Raw genomic sequence first — 18,090 nt, forward strand, 5'->3', positions numbered from 1 at the left:
GGACCGGCCCGCGGGCCGGAACCGCCCAGCCGGCAGCGGTGGCCGCCACACCGGCATCCCCCGGCCGGCGTGTCGTCGGTCCGGCAGGGCAGGATGTACGCCGAGGGGGTGGCGCATGGCTGGGCGGATCCGGGACGAGGACATCGCACTGGTCCGGGAACGCACCTCGATCGGGGATGTGATCTCCGAGACCGTCACCCTGAAGTCCGCCGGCGGCGGCAACCTGAAGGGCCTGTGCCCGTTCCACGACGAGAAGAGCCCGTCGTTCAACGTGTCCCCGGCCCGCAACGTCTGGTACTGCTTCGGTTGCGGGGCCGGCGGCGACGCCATCAAGTTCCTGATGGACGCCGACCACCTCAGTTTCGTGGAGTCCGTCGAGCGGTTGGCCGGCCGTGCCGGCATCCAACTGCGCTACATCGAGGACGACAAGGGCACCCCGCGCCCCCGCCCGCAGCAGGGTCAACGGCAGCGCCTGGTCGCCGCGCACGCCGCCGCCGTCGAGTTCTACCGGGCGCAGCTCAGCACGGCGGGCGCCCGGCCGGCCCGGGAGTTCCTGGCCAAACGGGGCTTCGACCGGGCCGCCGCCGAGCGCTACGGCTGTGGCTTCGCGCCGGAGGGCTGGGACCCGCTCACCAAGCACCTGCGCCAGCAGGGCTTCACCCACCAGGAGCTGGTCACGGCCGGGCTGTCCCGGGAGTCCCGCTCCGGCACCCTGATCGACAGGTTCCGCCGTCGGCTGCTCTGGCCGATCCGCGACCTCGCCGGCGACGTGATCGGCTTCGGCGCGCGCAAGCTCTTCGACGACGACGACGGCCCGAAGTACCTGAACACCCCCGAGACGCCGATCTACAAGAAGTCGCACGTGCTCTACGGCATCGACCAGGCCAAACGAGAGATCGCCAAGCAGGGCCGGGCGGTCATCGTCGAGGGTTACACCGACGTGATGGCCTGCCACCTGGCCGGGGTGACCACGGCGGTGGCGACCTGCGGCACCGCGTTCGCCGCGGACCACATCTCCGTGCTGCGGCGGCTCCTGTTCGACAGCGACGAGGTGGCCGGCGAGATCATCTTCACCTTCGACGGTGACGCCGCCGGCCAGAAGGCCGCACTGCGGGCCTTCGAGGACGACCAGCGGTTCGTCGGGCGCACGTTCATCGCGGTCAGCCCGGACAACATGGACCCGTGCGACCTGCGGCTGGCCAAGGGTGACCTGGCCGTGCGGGATCTGGTCGCCCGCCGGGAGCCGCTCGTCGACTTCGCGCTGCGTCACGTGATCAGCCGCTTCGACCTGGACACCGTCGACGGCCGGGTCGAGGCCATGCGTCACGCCGCGCCGCTTGTCGCGCGACTCAAGGACCGGGAAAAGCGCCCCGAGTACGTCCGCAAGCTCGCCATGGACCTCGGGATGGAGATCGAGCCGGTGCAGCGGGCGGTGCTCGCCGCCGCCAACACCCCGCCGCCCGGCACGCGCGACGCCGCCCCCGGCAACCGCGCCGCCGCCTCCGGCGCCCGGCCCGCCCCGGCTCGCCCCGAACCGGCCCTGGACAGCCCGCAGTCGATGGTCGAGCGGGAGGCGCTGAAGCTCGCCCTCCAGCAACCGGTCCTGGCGGGGCCGATGTTCGACGCGGTCGAGGCGCCCGAATACCGCCACCCGGTGCACGTCGCGGTGCGTACCGCCATCGCGACCGCCGGTGGGGCCGCGTCGGCGACTGGCGGCGCGGTCTGGATCGAGTCGGTCCGGGACGCCTGCGAGGATCTGGCCGCGGCGGCCCTCGTCGGTGAGTTGGCGGTGGAGCCGCTGCGCATCGACGGCGAACCGGACCCGCGCTACGTGTCGATCACGATGGCGCGGGTGCAGTTCGGGTCGGTGACCGCCCGCGTCCGGGACCTCAAGTCGCGCATCCAGCGGATCAACCCGGTCAACAACAAGGACGAGTACTTCGCCGCCTTCGGTGAGCTGCTGTCCCTGGAGCAGCATGCCCGGGCGTTGCGTGAGCAGGCTGCGGGAGGCCTCTAGATGGGACTGTTCAGCCGCAAGCCGAAGCTGCCACCGGCCGACCGGCCGCCGCTGGCCCCGGACGAACGGGTGCTGGCCTGGGCGGCCGTCGGCAACGGCGAGGGCGACGGGGTGGTGGTCGCCAGCAACCTCGGGCTGTGGCTGCCCGGTCGAGGGCACCGGCTCGGCTGGCACACCATCCTCAAGGCGGTCTGGTCCGGCCGGGAGCTGACCGTCACACCGGCCGAGACAGTTGCCGAACGCGACGGTTACACGCTCGTCGCCGACGGCCCGGCCGAGACCTACTTCCTCCTCGATCCGCAGGAGCTGCCACACCAGGTGCGGGCGCGGGTGACGCGTTCGGTCGCGTACACCGAGCACCAGCCGGTGCCCGGCGGCGCGGCGCGGGTCGCGGCCCGCCGCGTGGCGGGGGCCGACGGTCTCACCTGGACGGTCCGCCTCGATCCCGGCACCCCGGCGGACGACGAGGCCCTGCTCGCCGAGACCGACCGCCTGGTCGGCGTGGCCCGCGCCGCCACGGCTCCGGGCGACCTCTGAGCGAACGCTCGGTTGCTCAACTCCCCTGGTAGTAGCGGCTGGCGCCGGGATGCAGCGGGATCGGCTCGCTCAGCGCGGCGCTGGCCCGGGTGAAGTTCGCCGCCTCGGGATGGACGGCGATCAGCTCTCTCTGGTGGTCGAAGAGCGTCCGGGTGAGGTCGTACGCCAGGCCGTCGGGCATGTCGGCGCTGACCAGGATCACGTTCGCCACGGTGATGGTGGGCGCGTCACTCGCCGTGTTGTAGACGTTGGCGGTCAGCGTCGCGGTGGTGTAGACGGGGCCGTAGCCCTTCTGTAACGGCTGGAGGAGGTTGTCCAGCGGCAGTAGCCGGAACGCCCCCGGTGAACTGGTGAGCAGGTCCTTGATGCCGGGGGTGGGCAGACCACCGGAGAAGAACAGGGCGTCCAGCCTTCCGGCCCGCATCTGTTTCACCGTCTCGGGCAGCGACAGGGTGAGCCGTCGGACGTCGCGGTCCGGATCGAGGCTGGCCGCGGTGAGCAGCCGGCCGGCGATGATGTCGGTGCCGGACTTCGGCGAGCCGGTGGAGACCCGCTTGCCGCGGAGGTCGGCGACGTTCTCGATCTTGCTGTCGGCGCGCACGATCAGATGCGTGTAGTTGCTGTAGATGCGGGCCAGCGCGCGAACCGGCTGCGGCTTCCCGTCGAACGCGCCCTTTCCGGCGATGGCGTCGGCAGCGGTGTCGGCGAGACTGAACGCGATCTCCATGTCGCCGGTGGTCAGGCGGTTGATGTTCTCCACCGAGGCGCCGGTCGGTTCGGCCCGTGCCTCGTAGCCGGGCAGATTCCGATTGATCAGGTCCGCGTAACCGCCGCCGAGTTGGTAGTAGACGCCTGTGGTGTTGCCGGTGGCCAGGAAGATGCGCCCGCCGTGCCAGGCGTCCGACGGGGGCGACTCGCCACCGCAACCGGCGACGAGCACGGCCAGCAGCAGCGCCGCCACCAGCCGCCGCACTCGTGTGGTCACCGGCGTACCGCCGGCTCCAGGGCCTCGGCCACTCGCTGTACCAGGGTTGCGGTCTCGTAGCCGATCTGGCCGAGGTCACAGCCGGGTGCCGCGAGCACGCCGAGCAGCGCGCGTGAGCCGACCGCCATCACCAGCAGCACACCGCCGTCCATGTCGACGATCTGCTGGCGTACGCGGCCGGCGGACATCAGTCGGGCCGCGCCGACGGTCAGACTCGCCAGTCCGCTGATCACGGCGGCGAGTTGATCGACCTGGTCGATCGAGAGGTGTGGGGAGGCGGCCAGTCGAAGCCCGTCCTCGGAGACCGCGAGGGCGTGCGACACGTCCGGAACCTGGTCCACGAAGTTCGCGAGCAGCCAGTCCAGACCTGTTGGCGCGGGTGTGGTCATCGGATTCTCCCGTTGGGTGTCGTGTACGGGTTGGAGCGGGCGGCGCTCGCGACGCCTTCGGCGAGGGCGGTGAGGCGACGCCGGACCACCTCGGGGTCGAGCAGATCCGACTCGCTGACGGGGGACGGTGGTGGGGACAGGTGCTCGGGTAGCTGCGCGGGCAGTTGGTCACCGCGGCTCCGACGAGGCAGCCCGCCGGCGGTGAACTGCGGGGTCGGTGGGGCGGCCGGCGGCGGCGCGGGAGCAGCGCTGGGAATCGGCCCGGTGGGCGGCGGTACCGTGGCGACGCCGCGAGCCTGCCCGCCCGCCGCGCCCTGGGCGGCGACAAGTGGCCGTGCCCCGGCGGCAGCGTTGCTGGCCGGTCGGAACCAGGCCGCCGGCCGTCCGGCCAGTGGCCGACCCGCCACGGGCTGGTGATGGGCGACCGTCTCGATCCGGGTCAACAGCTGGTCGGGGAGTTGCACCTGGGCGATGGTGCCGCTGTCGGTGCTGTAGAGCTGCACCCGAATCCCGTACCGGACGGCCAGGTGAGCCACGACGTGCAGTCCCATGCTGCCGGCCGCCGCACTGCTGATCATGGCTGGCCTCGCGAGCCGGTCGTTGATCGACGCCAGTCGGCCCGGCCGGATGCCGATTCCGTGGTCGTGGACCCGCAGCAGCAGCCCGTCCACCGTCTGCCGGCCGTCGACCAGCACGGGCGTGTGCGGCGGTGAGTAGACGGTGGCGTTCTCCAGCAGTTCGGCGAGCAGGTGCACCAGGCTGCCGACCGCCGCGCCGTGCACCCCGGCCGCCGGCAGGTTCAGCTCCACCCGGGGATAGTGCTCGATCTCCGAGGCCGCCGCCCGGACCACGTCCTCCAGGTGCAGCGGAGCCTCGTGCCCCCGGCTCGGCTCCCCGCCGGAGAGGACCAGCAGGTTCTCCCCGTTGCGACGCAGGCGTGCGGCGAGGTGATCCAGTGCGAAGAGGCGTTCGAGGATCCGGGGATCGGTTTCCTCGCGCTCGAAGTCGTCCAGCAGCCGTAGCTGGCGGGTGATCAGGGTGCGGATCCGCCGGGCCAGCGCCTCGGCCATCCGCGTCATGTCCAGGCGCAACTCGGCCTGCGCGCCGGCAAGGCGCAGCGTGGCCTGGCTGACCGTGCCGAAAGCCGCGGCGACCTGGGCGACCTCGTCGTGACCACGCGCTATCGCGGCGGTGGCCGCGCCAGCGGCGCTCTCGTCCGGGCGTTCCGCCCCGGCGGCGATGGCGGTGATCCGCTCCGGTAGCTCGTGGTTCGCCATGGCCAACGCCGCGGCCCGCAGGCGGCTCAACCGCCGGCTGATCCGGATCGCCAGCACCACGGCCGTGATCAGCGAGCCGAGCGCCACGGCGCCGGTCACCCCACCGGTGAGCAGGGCCTTCCTCAGCGTGTCCTGGGCCAGCGCCGCCGCGTCGCGGTCGAGGTCCTCGGAGAGTTCACGGCCGAGCAGGTTGTATCGGCGCAGGGTGCCACTCTGCGCCACGAACCAGGCGTCGCCATCGGTCTTCATCGCCTCGGCGCCACCGTCGGTCTCCAGCACCGCGTTCCGCATGGTGCGGGCCGTCTCCACGTCACCGCCGGTCAGCAGCCGGGCCCAGGACCTGCTCGCCGTGTCGGTCGCGATCCGGAGGAACTCGGCCTCGCGCTGCTCCTGAGCACCGTTGAGCGAACCCAGCGAGGCAAGCTCGCCGGCGTCGAGGCGCCCCCGGACGAAGACGGCGCGCAGCAGGTCACGTTCGACGGAGGCCAGGTGCTCCTGGGTGGCGACGGAGGCGACCTCCCGGGCGGCGTTGGCCAACTCCGGGTCACGCAACTGAGCCGGCAGCGCGTCCGCGACGGCCAGCAGGGACTCGACGGTACGGGCGTACGCCGTGTCCGCCTCAGTGCCGATCAGCGCCAGGGCGCGGTTGGGGGAGAGCCCATCGAGTTGACCTCTGGCCCTGCCGAGCACCGACGTCAGCTCGGGCACCGACTCCCGGGCCTGCTCATCGGCGGAGCGGAACCGCTCGACGGCAGCATCGACGCGGCGCCGTTGGGCGTCCACGAGTGGCCGTCCGGCGGTGCCGCCGCGTTGGCGCAGCGCCGCCGTCTCGCCGAGTTCCCGCTCCAGTTCGTGAACCAGCTGGACGGTGACGGTGGCGGTGCCGGAGAGGACACGGGCCCGGTCGGCGTCCGCGCTGGCGTCCAGGGCGGCCTTGGTCTGCGCGGCACCGAGCACGGTCAGACTGATGATCGTCACCAGGATCGGCGCGAGTAGCTGGGTGCGGATCGAGCGAAGGTTCTCGAGAACACCGCCGGTGCGATGCTGGCGTACGTGGGCGGGGAGCGGCACGGGGGCCTCCCGGGTCGGGATGGTGCCCGGCCCGGGCGGTGAGCCCGGGCCGGGACGATCGGATCAGCTTGCGGCGTTCAGCTTCGTCAGCGCCGTGTCCGCCCCACGGTGCAGCTGCACCGGGTCGGTCTTGCGCGCGTTCGTCAGGTCGATGCCCTTGGCCGCCGGGTTGGCCTGGCTGAGGGCGTCCTTCTTCTCGAACACGGTCCTCGTGATGACGCAGGCGACGTTGGCGTCGAGGTCGTCGCGGACCAGCAGCACATTCGGCACCACGATGGTCGGGACGTCGGCGGGGGTCTGGTAGACGTCCTTGGCGATCGTGCCGGCCTGGTACGCGGGGTTCAGCTCTGCCATCTTCGGCAGCAGCGGGCTGATGTCGATGAACTTCACCTTGTCGGCCGCGGTGGTGAAGAGGTCGGTGACGCCGCCGGTCGGGGTGCCGCCGGACCAGAAGAAGCCGTCGATGCTGCCGTCCTTCATGCCGTCGACGGTCTTGGTCAGATCGAGTCGCTGTGCCTGGATGTCCTTTGCCGGGTCGAGGCCGGCCGCGGTGAGTAGCCGCTGCGCGATGACCTCGGTACCCGACTTGGGCGATCCGGTGGAGATCTTCTTGCCCTTCATCTCGGCGACCGAGGTGATTCCCGCGTCGGCCCGGACGACGACCTGGGTGTAGTTGTCGTAGATGCGCGCGAGCGCCTTCACCGGCTGCGGCCCCTTGAAGCTCCCCTTGCCCTGCGTCGCGTTGACCGCGGTGTCGAAGAGCGAGAAGGCGACGTCGTACTGTCCGGCGACGAGTTGCTCGATGTTCTGCACCGAGGCGCCGGTCTCGGCGGCGGTGCCGGTGAGCTTGCCGCCGCTGGCCGTGGCGAGTTGCCCGGCGAGCGCGTTGCCGACGACGTAGTAGACCCCGGTGGCGTTGCCGGTGGCGATGCCGACCCGGGTGTCCTTGGTGACCTCGCAGCCGACCGCGCTGGAGGTGTCGTCGGTGGCCGCATTCTTCTGACGGCCTCCGCATCCGGCGACGCCGGCCGTGAGCAGGGTGACTGCCCCGAGACTCGCGGCGATTCGCACGTTGATCCGTCTCACCTGTTCTCCTTCTGATGGTCTTTCTGGTTGACGCCCCTGCCGGCGGCGGCCGTCCGGTTGGCCGTTCCGCGACGGAGCAGAACACCCGCCACGGTGAGCGCGACCAGGGCGGCGCCGACCATGACGGGGACAGGTTCGAGCCACAGCAGAACCAGCCCGGCGAGCGCGCCGACGATCCGCTCGGGCCTTCCGGCCGGGCCGATGCCGGGCAGCCATCCACCGGCCGCCACCGCGAGCACCGCGACCCCGAGCGCGGTGGTCAGACCGGCCAGCAGGATGCGGTCCACCCCGCCGATACCGAGCAGCCCGAGCCCGGTTGGCGTGAGCACGAAGGCGATCGGGATGAGGTACGCGGGTAGCGCGTACCGCAGGGTCTGCCACATGGTCGGGACCAGTCGTCCGCCGGTGACGGCGGCGGCGGCCACCGCGGCGAGCGCGGTTGGCGGCGAGGCCTCGGAGAGCACCGCGAAGTAGAAGACGAACATCGCCGCGGCGGGTGCGGCGACGCCCAGGTTGAGCAGCGCGGGGCCGATGATCACCCAGCCGATCACGAACGAGGCGGTGACCGGCACGGCCAGGCCGAGCAGCGTGAGCGCGAGCGCGGCGAGCAGGGCGGTGAGCAGGAGCACGACGAATGGGTCGGAGCTGATCGCCTGGGCGCCGCTGAGCAGCAGCGCCGCAGCCTGCGGGCCGAGCCCGGTCTTGGTGGTGGTGGCGGTGATGATGCCGGCGGCGGCGCAGACCGCGGTGACCGCCAACACTCCGCGCACTCCGTTGCTGAGCGCCTCGATCAGGCGTGCGGCGGTGAGTCGGTGCCGCCGGTCCAGGAAGGAGAGCACGGCCGCCAACGCGGTGGCCAGCACCACCGCCCTGGTCGCCGAGGCGCCGAGGGCGAGCATCACGACGATCACGATCAGCGAGAGGAAGTGGTAGCCGAAACGGGCCAGTAGCGACCAGGCCGACCCGGCGTCGATCGTGACCCGACGTACTCCGGAGCGGCGGGCGTCGATCTCGACCGCGAGCAGGATGCCCAGGTAGTAGAGCAGGGTCGGCACGGTGGCCCAGCCGAGCACCTGGAGGTACGAGACGCCGAGGTACTCGGCGATGATGAACGCGGCGGCCCCCAGCGTCGGCGGTGACAGGATCGCGCCGACGCCGGCGGCGGCGAGCATGCCGCCGGCCCGCTCCGGCGGATAGCCGGCTCGGCGCAGGATCGGCCAGGTGACCGAGCCGATGCTGACCGTGGTGGCCGCACCCGAACCCGAGACGGTTCCGAGGAGGAAGCCGGCGGCCACCGCGGTGCGTCCCGGTGCGGTGCGGGAGCGGCGGAACGCGGCGGCGGAGAGTTCCACGAAGAACCGACCGGCGCCGGAGAGGTCCAGCACCGCGCCATAGATGGTGAAGAGCACGATGTACGAGGCGGCCACGTCCAGTGGGGTCCCGTAGAAGCCGCTGTCGGAGTTGTAGAACGCGTCGATGAGCTGCCCGAAGTCGAGACCGGCATGGGCCACCGGCCAGGACTGCGGCAGCAGCCCGCCGTAGTAGCCGAAGGCCAGGAAGAGCAGACAGACCGCCGGCAGGATCCACCCGGTGGTTCGGCGGCACGCCTCCAGCAGCAGGAGCAGCAGCACGGTGCCCAGCATCAGGTCGACCGGGTCGAGCAGCCCCTGTCGGTCGAGGAAGGCGTCGTATCCGCCGCCTCCCGTACCGACGGCCACCGGCAACACCGGGTAGAGGCAGCTCAGCAACGCGGCCACGGCGAGCACCCAGTCGACCGGGGTGGGGCGCATCCGGCTCGTCGGTCTGCTCGCCGGGTCGGTCCGCGCTGCCGGGGTGCCTCGTCGGGGCAGGCGCACTCCCGACGGATACGCCAGGAAGACCATCGGCAGGACGCCGGCGAGGAAGATGATCAGGTAGAACTTGCTGCCCTGAGCCAGCGGAAAGAAGACCTGGTAGATGGCGAGGAGCGCGACGGCAAGGGTGACGCCCGCGAAGAAGAAGCCGAGTGGCCCGGTGAAAACCCGGCCCGGTTTCTCGTCCTCGAACTGTGCGGTCAGCTCGCGGTCGGGCTGCCCGCCCACGGGCACGGGATCGGTCCCACCGGGTTCGGCGGCTGGCCCCTTCTCGGCGGCTGGCGTCAGCGGCTGTTCGTCGATGTCGGCCGGTGCGGGGGCGTCGTCGTTTCGGGGCGAGGGGACGGAGTCCTGAACAGGTTGGGCGGATGACACGCTGGGGGACACTACGGGGGACTGCGCTGTCTGGGAATATTGTTGATCGTGATTGCTGTGGGTGACTATTGTTTGCTGAGGGGAATCCCCGAGAATGTCGATTCTAGAATGGGATTCGTGTCTGCGGCAGTCGCGGACAGTCGGCGATTCGGCAGGTGGTGCAGGCTGCGTGGTCCCGCTCGCGGGGTCGGTGAGTGGTGGGAACCAACGGATACGCATCCCCAACATGTGATCACTAAAAGTCACATCATTCGTCGCGGCACGCCGGCTTCGCGCTGCTTTGCCCATCTTCGTCCGGTTCGGTCTTGCCCCGTCGCGAGGCGAAAAAACTTGCCGGTGTGACCTTCTTGTTATCGCGTCGGCCATCCGGGTGTTGCTGAATCCCGGAGCCTCTTTGCCGCCGACAAATTGCAAAGACCCGGCACTGCTGACGGTCCGGGCCATCCATGGTGATCTTGATCCGGTCGACGCGCTATTGGGGTGGTGCTGTCCGCGGTGTCGGTTCGGGGCCGGTGGTGCCTTCGGGCGACCACTCATTCCGGCTCGGATTGGGCTCAACGGCAAGATCGACGCGGTGGGGGGTGGGGTCTGGCGTCGAATTTGCGTGGAGGGTTGTCGGACCCGGCGGATAGGGTCTGGCGGTGACTTCGGGGCGGCCACTGATTCAGGCGCGAGGGTTGGTGAAGCGCTTCGGTGACTTCACCGCCGTGGATGGCATCGACGTCGAGGTGCGCTCGGGTGAGGCGTTCGGTTTCCTCGGCCCCAACGGCGCGGGCAAGTCCTCCACCATGCGGATGGTCGGGTGCACGTCCCCACCCAGCGGTGGTGAGCTGCGCATCCTCGGCATGGACCCGGTCGCCGACGGTCCGGCGATCCGAGCCCGGCTGGGCGTGTGCCCACAGTTGGACAATCTCGACCCGGAGCTGACCGTTCGGGAAAATCTGACGGTCTACGCACGCTACTTCGGCATCGCCCGCCGAGCGGCCCGGGAACGGGCCGACGAGTTGCTCGACTTCGTCCGGCTCACCGAGCGGGCCGACAGCAAGGTCGATCCGCTGTCCGGCGGGATGAAGCGCCGGTTGACCATCGCCCGCGCGCTGGTCAACGATCCGGAGATCGTGCTGCTCGACGAGCCGACCACCGGGCTCGACCCGCAGGCCCGGCACCTGGTGTGGGAGCGGCTGTTCCGGCTCAAGCAGCAGGGCGTCACGCTGGTGCTCACCACGCACTACATGGACGAGGCCGAGCAGCTCTGCGACCGGCTGGTGGTGATGGACGGCGGGCGGATCGTCGCCGAGGGCTCGCCCCGGGCGCTCATCGAGCGACACTCCACCCGGGAGGTGGTCGAGCTGCGCTTCGCCGCCGAGTCGCAGGAGCCGTTCGCCCGCAAGCTCGACGGCCTGGGGGAGCGGGTCGAGGTGCTGCCCGACCGGGTCCTGCTCTACGTGCCCGACGGCGACGCGGCGGTCGCCGACGTCGCCGCGCTCGGGCTCGACCCGGCCAACGTGCTGGTGCGGCGCAGCGGCCTGGAGGACGTCTTCCTGCACCTGACCGGCCGCACCCTGGTCGACTGACCCACTCGGCTGTCCGGAGATCGGGGTGTCGGCGTGGCGCTGACGCCCCGACTTTCCGGACGTCGAGTCGACCACGAGGCGGGGGCCGGGCACGGGCGCGCCGGGTTGCGGGCGGGCGACGGTTAACGGCGGCCGGGCCGCCGTTAAGGTGACCGGCGGCCTGTCGTACCCCGAAGGAGCTTCATGTCCGATCTGGTGACCACCAACCGACGTCAGGCCGGGCTGACCGCCCTCTACCTGGGCATCTTCGCGATGGTCTGGTTCAGTGTGCCGGCGGCGGAGCAACCGCTGCGCGCCCTGCTGGTGGTGGGCAGCATCGTCGCACTGCTCACCGCCGCACTGGGTGGCGTACTGGCGGCCCGACTCCGAGGCGCCGGCAGCCCTCGGGGCCGGGCAGCCGACCGCCCGTACCTGCTCATCGTCGTCGCCGAATTCGCCGCCGCCGGGCTGGGTGCCGCCGTGCTTGTCGCCGCCGGCTGGTCCGAGTACGTGCCGGTGCTGGTCTGCCTGGTGGTGGGGCTGCACTTCTTCCCGCTCGCCCCGCTCCTGCGGGACCCGCTGCTGCGTCCGCTCGGCGTCGCGTTGTGCCTGGTGGCAGTGGCGGGGCTGGTCACCGGCCTTGCCTCGGCGGTGTCCGCGGGTCTGGTGGTCGGCGTCGGCGCGGGAGTGCTGCTGCTCGGTTACGCCGTGCAGGCGCTGGTCCGCGCCCACCGACCGGCCTGACCGGCGGAGGCCCCCGCGAGCGAGGTGGTCCGATCGTCTCCCGCGTGATCGAGCTGCCAACAATCAGCGGGCTCTGGCCCAGGTGAGAAAGCGGTCGCTCAGCCGATCGTCGACGGCCTGGCCGGGCAGATCCCCGGTCGCCTCGCACAGCAACGTGGCGAGGTAGACGAGCAGGCCGATCCGGTCCTCGCGGTATTCGCCGAGCAGCGCCAGCCGGGCCGGGGAACACGGCCACGCCGCACCGCAGACCCGGCAGCGCCAAGAGGGGCGCGCTGCCACGTGTGGGCGGTAGCGGGGCATCAGTGGCTGTCCCGATCCCGCAACCAGTGGCTGCCGTTCGGGCGGGCGCGTCGCCGGCACCTGAGTCGCACGGGGAACCTCCGTCGGGTGGGAGGGGAGCGCCCCGGACCGTGGTCACGGGACGCTCCCGGCCTGGTTCCGCCCGCCGTCCTTTGCCCGTGAGCGGTTCCGCTGCGTGACAGTCTGCTGAGGATCCGACTACCGTGGGAGATTGCGCGCGCCGACGACCAGCGCGTGCGGTGATCGGCCCGGCACGGTACGAGGATGTACGGAGGCTGTCCGTGGAGAGTTCGTCCATGCTGGAGCACTTCGCCGAGGAGCTGCGCCTGGCCCGGGCCACGAGTGGCCTGTCCCAGGCGACGCTTGCCGAGGCCCTGAGCTATTCAGGAGCCCTGGTCGCCAAGGTGGAGACGTCCGAGCGGCGGCCGAGCCTGGACTTCGCGCGACGGTGCGACGCCGTGTTCGCGGCCGACGGGCGCTTCGAACGCATCCAGCGGCGGATCAGCCGCGAGGCCGTGGTGCCGTGGTTCCGCGACTGGGCCGGCGTCGAGCAGGAGACCACCGCGCTGCGCTCCTTCGAGCCGCTGTGTGTGCCAGGTCTGTTGCAGACCGAGGGGTACGCCCGCGCGCTACTGACCGGCGGCGGGCTGTTCGCGCCGGACGAGATCGAGCAGCAGGTGGCAACCCGGCTGGACCGTCAGGGACTGCTCACCCGCGACCGGCCTCCGCTGCTCACTGCCGTGATCGACGAGCACGTGCTCCGCCGCTCCGTCGGCGGGTCGGAAGTGATGCGCGAGCAGATTCAGCACCTGGTGAAACTTGGCTCCGCGCTCCCCAGGGTCCGAATCCAGGTCGTGCCGTCCGCTGCCGGTGCTTACGTTGGGCTCGGTGGACCCTTTGTGATTGCTACGTCGCGGCAGGGGGAGGACCTCGTCTACCTCGCCGGCCAGCGCCATGGGCAGGTCATCGACCGGGCAGAGTACGTCCGTCAGATGGTCGAGGTGTGGGAGTCGATCCGGGGTGAGGCACTATCGCACAGGCAGTCCCTCGATCTCCTGGCGGAAGTAGCAGAGACATGGATTTGACCGGTGCCCGGTGGCGCAAGAGCATCCGTAGCGGCCCAGATGGCGGTAACTGCGTGGAGGTGGCCGACAACCTGCCCGGGGTGGTGGCCGTCCGTGACTCCAAGGACCCGACCGGCCCGGTGCTGGTCTTCGCGCCGGACGCGTGGCGTGCGTTCGTCGGGCTCGGTGCCCTTCGCGGGTAGCTGCGCCGATCGCGGCGGTCGCGGCAGTCGCGCCGATCGCGGCGGTCGCGGCAGTCGCGGCGGTCGCGGCGGGTCGCCGGTCGCCGGTCGCCGGTCGCCCGTTTCCGGCGCTTCGGACCGCTAGATCCACTCGGTTTCCTGCAAACCTGGGTGTCGCAGCGCTGTGGACCCCCCGGTTTCCGTGAAACCCGAGTGGATCATGGGCGCGAGCGGGCCGGGACGCCCCGGTTTGCGTGAACCCGTGCCGCTCACCAGCGCGAGCCGGCCGCGGACGCCGCGGTTTCCGTGAACCCGAGTGGATCATCAGCGACGAGCCGGCCGAAACCCGGGCGACACGGCGACGTGCTCGTCGTAGGGTGGCCGGCGGCCTGTCGTACCCCGGGGGTAGGAAGGTCGGGGACGGGGGTGGTCGTGGTGCGTGTGGCGGGGCGGGCGCGGTTGCCGTGGGTGCCGGCCTGGGCGGTGTTCGAGCACTACCTGGTCGGTCTTCGTCGCACCTGGCGGGCCGGGGTGTTCTCCTCGTTCCTGCTGCCGGTGCTGACAGTTGTCGGCTTCGGGATGGGCGTCGGCGCCTACGTCGACCAGGGCGTCGACGGGGTGCGCTACCTCGACTGGCTGGTCCCCGGGCTGATCGCCTCGACCGCGCTGCAGGTGGCGGTCGGTGACTCGACCTGGCCGGTGTTCAGCAACTTCCAGTGGGTCAAGACCTACTTCGCGCAGAGCGCCTCGCCCCTGCGGGTGGGCGACATCGTGTTGGGGCACCTGGCTTTCGTGCTGTTCCGGGTGCTCACCACCATCGCGGCGTTCCTGCTGGTCACCGGGCTGTTCGGGGCGTTGCGCTCGCCGTGGGCGGTGGCCACCCTGCCGGTGGTGGCGTTGCTGGGGCTGGCCGTTGCCGCGCCGGTCTTCGCGTACACCGCCTGGGTGTCCACCGACAACTGGCTGGCGATGCTGTTCCGGTTCGCGGTCATCCCGATGACGCTCTTCGCCGGGGTGTTCTTCCCGGTGGAGTCGCTGCCCGACGCGCTGCGGTGGCTGGCGTACGCGACGCCGCTGTGGCACGCCGTCGACCTCTGCCGCGCGGCCACGCTCGGGGTCGTCCCCCAGTGGTCGATCGCCGGGCACCTGCTCTACCTGGCCGCGTGGGCCGGTGTCGGCTGGCTGTTGGCGCTGCGCGCCTTCCGCCGCAAGCTCGTCGTCTAGGGAGATCCCGTGGTCACGCTGCTCCTGCCCCGGCTGGTGGACGTCTCCTCGGCCTCCCGGCGGTCCGCGTCGGTGGTGGGGCGCAACGTCGCGGCGCTGAAGTCGGTCTACTGGCTGCTCCTGCTCTCCGGCTTCCTGGAACCGCTGCTCTATCTGCTCTCCATCGGCGTGGGCGTCGGGACGCTGATCGGCGACCTGCCGCTGCCCGACGGGCGGCTGGTGCCGTACGCCGAGTTCGTGGCTCCGGCGATGCTGGCCTCCTCGGCGATGACCGGGGCGCTCTCCGAGACCACCTTCAACTTCTTCGGCAAGATGAAGTACATGAAGCTGTACGACGGGATGATCGCCACCCCGGTACGGCCGTTCGAGATCGCCCTCGGTGAGCTGGGCTGGGCGATGCTGCGGGGCAGCGCCTACTCGGCCGCGTTCCTCGGCGTGATGATCGCCTTGGATCTGACCAGCGTCACCCATGCGTTAACCGCCCTGCCGGCCGCGGTGCTTGTCGGGTTCACGTTCGGGGCGCTCGGCATGGCGGTCTCCACCTTCATGCGCAGCTGGCAGGATTTCGACCTGGTGGCCTCCGCGCAGTTCACCCTGTTCCTCTTCTCCGGCACGTTCGTGCCGGCGCAGGCGTACCCGACCCTGCTGCACTGGCTGGTCGAGATCACCCCGCTGTACCGGTCGGTGCACCTCATCCGTGGCCTCGCGCTGGGCACCGGGGGTTGGCTCTGGCTGCTCGACGTGCTCTACCTGCTGGCGGTGCTGGCGGCCGGCCTGCTGGTGGCGTCGCGCCGGATGGGCAGGTTGCTCTACCAGTAGGGGTTATCGGCGCCGGTCCACGGGGCATGTCGGAGGTGACACCACCACCACCGACGATGAGGAGGGGCGATGGCCTCGGACGAGTCTGCCGCCCGCCGGACGCCTGCCGACGCCAGTGCGCCGGTCGGACCCGACGCGGGGCCGGACAGCCCCACCGATCTGCCCGGCAGCGGCTGGAAGGCGGCGTTGCGGCGCACGGTCAGCGAATTCCAGGACGACAGCCTGACCGACTGGGCGGCGGCGCTCACCTACTACGGGGTGCTGTCCATCTTCCCCGGCCTGCTGGTGCTGATCTCGATCCTCGGCCTGCTGGGCACGGGTGCCACCGAGGGGGTCAAGGACACCGTCGACCAGGCGGTGCCGGAGGGCAACATCCAGCAGATCATCACCGACGCGATCACCACGGCGGACAAGAACGGCGGTCTGGCCAGCGTCGCGGCGATCATCGGTGTGGTGGCCGCGTTCTGGTCTGCGTCCGGCTACATCGGCGCGTTCATGCGCGCCTCGAACAGCATCTACGACGTGCCGGAGGGGCGGCCGATCTGGAAGACGCTGCCGATCCGTCTCGGCGTGACCGCGGTGGTCGGGGCGCTGTTGCTGGTCAGCGCGGTGATCGTGGTTTTCACCGGCCGCCTCGCCGAGGCGGTGGGGGACGTCGTCGGCCTCGGCGCGACCGCGGTCACGGTGTGGGACGTCGCCAAGTGGCCGGTGCTGTTGATCCTGGTCAGCCTGATGTTCGCGATCCTCTACTGGGCCTCACCGAACGCCCGGCACGGCGGTTTCCGCTGGGTCAGCCCGGGTGGGGTGCTGGCCGTGGTGATCTGGCTGGTGATCTCCGGTCTGTTCGCCCTCTACGTGAGCAACTTCGGCTCGTACGACAAGACGTACGGGGCGCTGGCCGGTGTGATCATCTTCTTGGTCTGGCTGTGGCTGAGCAACATCGCGATCCTGCTGGGTGCCGAGTTCGACGCCGAGTTGGAGCGGGGCCGTGCCATCGCGGCCGGCCATGGAGTCGACGACGAGCCGTACGTCGAGCTGCGCGACGACCGCAAGCTCCGCAAGAAGCGCAACGCCGCCGGCCGCCGCTGACGGTTCCCGCACCGCAAACCCGAAACCGCCCCGCCACCAGCCATTGGTCGGCGGGGCATTTTCGTGTGTGTCGATGCAACTGCGGGCGAGCGGACGCGGGCGGCCCGTGATCCTTTTCTTGATCGACTAGTAGCTTTTGTTCTTTCGGACAAAAGTTCATCTCGGAACGGTTGAAGCTCTGGACACGCGGTGCAGAGCGCTCCTACTGTGTCGGACACAACACTTCGACATTGCGTCGATGTGAACGATGCCAATGAAGAGGTGACCCCCGGTGCGCACCGTCGACCCCCTGCACGTACGGCTGTTGCGGTTGCTCCGCGACGAGGGGGCCGTCTCCCGCGCCGAGTTGGGCGACCGACTCCAGATGCCTCGCCCGCGCATGCTGGCCGAGCTGGATCGTCTGGTCGCACTGGGTTACGTCGCCGAGGCGGGGCTCGCCGCCTCCCGGGGTGGACGACGCTCCACCCTGGTCGAGTTGAACCCGAAGCTGCGCTTCGCCGCGGTCGACCTCGGTGCCAGCTCGATGGACATCGAGGTGGTCAACGGCCGCCTCGAACCGGTCGCCCACTACACCGAGCCGGCCGACATCCGCAACGGACCGAAGGTGACCCTGCAACGGGTCAACGAGCTGCTGCACAAGGCCCGGGTCGACGGCGCGTACGAGCGGTTGGACGCGGTGGGCATCGGCGTACCCGGTCCGGTCAGCTTCCGCGACGGCGTTCCGGTCTCGCCGCCGATCATGCCCGGCTGGGACCGGTATCCGGTGCGCGAGCTGCTCAGCCGGGAGCACGGTTGCCCGGCGGTGGTCGACAACGACGTCAACATCATGGCGATCGGTGAGCGGCACGGCGGGGTCGCCCACTCGGTGGACGACTTCCTGTTCATCAAGATCGGCACCGGCATCGGGTGCGGCATCTACCTCGCCGGCGAGGTCTACCGGGGCACCGACGGCTGCGCCGGCGACATCGGCCACATCCAGGTCGACTCGCACGGCCCGATGTGCTCCTGCGGCAACGTCGGCTGCCTGGAGGCGCTGTTCAGCGGCGCCGCGCTGGCCAAGGACGCCGCGACCGCCGCCCGCAGTGGGACGTCGCCGGCGCTGGCCGAGCGGCTGGCCCTGCGGGGGATCGTGACCGCGCTGGACGTCGCCGAGGGCGCCGTCGAGGGCGACGTGACCTGCATCCAGCTCATCCGGGACGGCGGACGACGGGTCGGTGGGGTGCTCGCCGGCCTGGTCAGCTTCACCAACCCTTCGATGATCGTGATCGGCGGCGGGCTGGCCCAACTGGGGCACATCCTGCTCGCCGAGATCCGCAGTGTGGTCTACCGCCGGTCGCTGCCGCTGGCCACCGGCAACCTGCCGGTCGTGCTGTCCGAGCTGGGTGGACGTGCCGGTGTCACCGGCGCGGCGGTGCTCGCCGGCGACGTCGCCTTCGGGGAAGCCGCATGAACCCTGACCGAAATCCTGTCGTGAGCGAGGAGGAGACTGTGGCTCTGCCCGAGGATGACCCCGCCACCGCGTCGG

Annotated in this window: 15 protein-coding genes and 1 pseudogene; 10 read left to right on the forward strand and 6 right to left on the reverse strand. The window is 70.8% G+C overall.

Going from position 1 to position 18,090, the window contains the following annotated elements; genetic code table 11:
- The first annotated feature begins 93 nt into the window (after nt 1-93).
- Nucleotides 94-2,017, forward strand: a pseudogene (gene dnaG, locus AB0A90_RS09915) (DNA primase).
- Entirely contained in the window at nt 2,018-2,554 is a 537-nt protein-coding gene (locus AB0A90_RS09920; protein WP_357244616.1) for a hypothetical protein, read from the forward strand.
- A gap of 16 nt (nt 2,555-2,570) precedes the next feature.
- Here the strand turns inward: AB0A90_RS09920 and AB0A90_RS09925 are convergent, their stop codons facing one another.
- From AB0A90_RS09925 to AB0A90_RS09945, 5 genes are all read right to left on the reverse strand, one after another.
- Entirely contained in the window at nt 2,571-3,539 is a 969-nt protein-coding gene (locus AB0A90_RS09925; RefSeq protein ID WP_357244619.1) for a TAXI family TRAP transporter solute-binding subunit, read from the reverse strand.
- Nucleotides 3,536-3,928: a roadblock/LC7 domain-containing protein gene (locus AB0A90_RS09930; protein WP_357244622.1), complete on the reverse strand. Its 393-nt coding sequence runs from the start codon at nt 3,926-3,928 to the stop codon at nt 3,536-3,538. Before AB0A90_RS09930 ends, AB0A90_RS09925 begins: the two co-directional genes overlap by 4 nt.
- Nucleotides 3,925-6,276 (reverse strand): nitrate- and nitrite sensing domain-containing protein, encoded by a 2,352-nt coding sequence (locus AB0A90_RS09935; protein ID WP_357244625.1) that lies wholly within the window; start codon nt 6,274-6,276, stop codon nt 3,925-3,927. Before AB0A90_RS09935 ends, AB0A90_RS09930 begins: the two co-directional genes overlap by 4 nt.
- A gap of 63 nt (nt 6,277-6,339) precedes the next feature.
- The gene (locus tag AB0A90_RS09940) at nt 6,340-7,362 is read right to left on the reverse strand and encodes a TAXI family TRAP transporter solute-binding subunit (protein ID WP_357244627.1); all 1,023 of its coding nucleotides are present in this window, start codon (nt 7,360-7,362) and stop codon (nt 6,340-6,342) included.
- Nucleotides 7,359-9,449, reverse strand: a complete 2,091-nt coding sequence (locus AB0A90_RS09945) for a TRAP transporter fused permease subunit (RefSeq protein ID WP_357245183.1) — start codon at nt 9,447-9,449, stop codon at nt 7,359-7,361. Before AB0A90_RS09945 ends, AB0A90_RS09940 begins: the two co-directional genes overlap by 4 nt.
- Before the next feature lie 782 nt (nt 9,450-10,231).
- Here AB0A90_RS09945 and AB0A90_RS09950 point away from each other — a divergent pair.
- Nucleotides 10,232-11,164, forward strand: coding sequence for an ABC transporter ATP-binding protein (locus AB0A90_RS09950; RefSeq protein WP_357244630.1), 933 nt, complete (start codon nt 10,232-10,234; stop codon nt 11,162-11,164).
- Between the two features lie 183 nt (nt 11,165-11,347).
- A complete protein-coding gene (locus AB0A90_RS09955; RefSeq protein ID WP_357244633.1) occupies nt 11,348-11,887 on the forward strand; it encodes a hypothetical protein in 540 nt (179 codons plus the stop codon).
- Nucleotides 11,888-11,950: 63 nt separating this feature from the next.
- Here the strand turns inward: AB0A90_RS09955 and AB0A90_RS09960 are convergent, their stop codons facing one another.
- Nucleotides 11,951-12,166 carry a flavin reductase gene (locus tag AB0A90_RS09960; protein ID WP_357244636.1) on the reverse strand — a complete coding sequence of 72 codons (216 nt, stop codon included), beginning with the start codon at nt 12,164-12,166 and terminating at the stop codon, nt 11,951-11,953.
- A gap of 302 nt (nt 12,167-12,468) precedes the next feature.
- Between AB0A90_RS09960 and AB0A90_RS09965 the strand changes: the two genes are divergently transcribed.
- The 6 genes from AB0A90_RS09965 to AB0A90_RS09990 all read left to right on the forward strand — a co-directional run bounded on the left by AB0A90_RS09965 (nt 12,469) and on the right by AB0A90_RS09990 (nt 18,015).
- Complete coding sequence (locus tag AB0A90_RS09965) at nt 12,469-13,272, forward strand: helix-turn-helix transcriptional regulator (RefSeq protein ID WP_357244639.1); 804 nt, start codon at nt 12,469-12,471, stop codon at nt 13,270-13,272.
- Nucleotides 13,263-13,454 carry a DUF397 domain-containing protein gene (locus AB0A90_RS09970; protein ID WP_357244642.1) on the forward strand — a complete coding sequence of 64 codons (192 nt, stop codon included), beginning with the start codon at nt 13,263-13,265 and terminating at the stop codon, nt 13,452-13,454. The genes AB0A90_RS09965 and AB0A90_RS09970 overlap by 10 nt, the downstream gene beginning before the upstream one ends.
- A 405-nt stretch (nt 13,455-13,859) precedes the next feature.
- Nucleotides 13,860-14,657 (forward strand): ABC transporter permease, encoded by a 798-nt coding sequence (locus AB0A90_RS09975; RefSeq protein ID WP_357244645.1) that lies wholly within the window; start codon nt 13,860-13,862, stop codon nt 14,655-14,657.
- 9 nt (nt 14,658-14,666) lie between these two features.
- Complete coding sequence (locus AB0A90_RS09980; RefSeq protein WP_357244648.1) at nt 14,667-15,476, forward strand: ABC transporter permease; 810 nt, start codon at nt 14,667-14,669, stop codon at nt 15,474-15,476.
- Nucleotides 15,477-15,545: 69 nt separating this feature from the next.
- Nucleotides 15,546-16,565, forward strand: coding sequence for a YihY/virulence factor BrkB family protein (locus AB0A90_RS09985; protein WP_357244651.1), 1,020 nt, complete (start codon nt 15,546-15,548; stop codon nt 16,563-16,565).
- 271 nt (nt 16,566-16,836) lie between these two features.
- Nucleotides 16,837-18,015 carry an ROK family protein gene (locus AB0A90_RS09990; protein ID WP_357244655.1) on the forward strand — a complete coding sequence of 393 codons (1,179 nt, stop codon included), beginning with the start codon at nt 16,837-16,839 and terminating at the stop codon, nt 18,013-18,015.
- Nucleotides 18,016-18,090: the final 75 nt, after the last annotated feature.

It is taken from the genome of Micromonospora sp. NPDC049204 (genome assembly GCF_040647935.1).
GTDB lineage: Bacteria > Actinomycetota > Actinomycetes > Mycobacteriales > Micromonosporaceae > Micromonospora.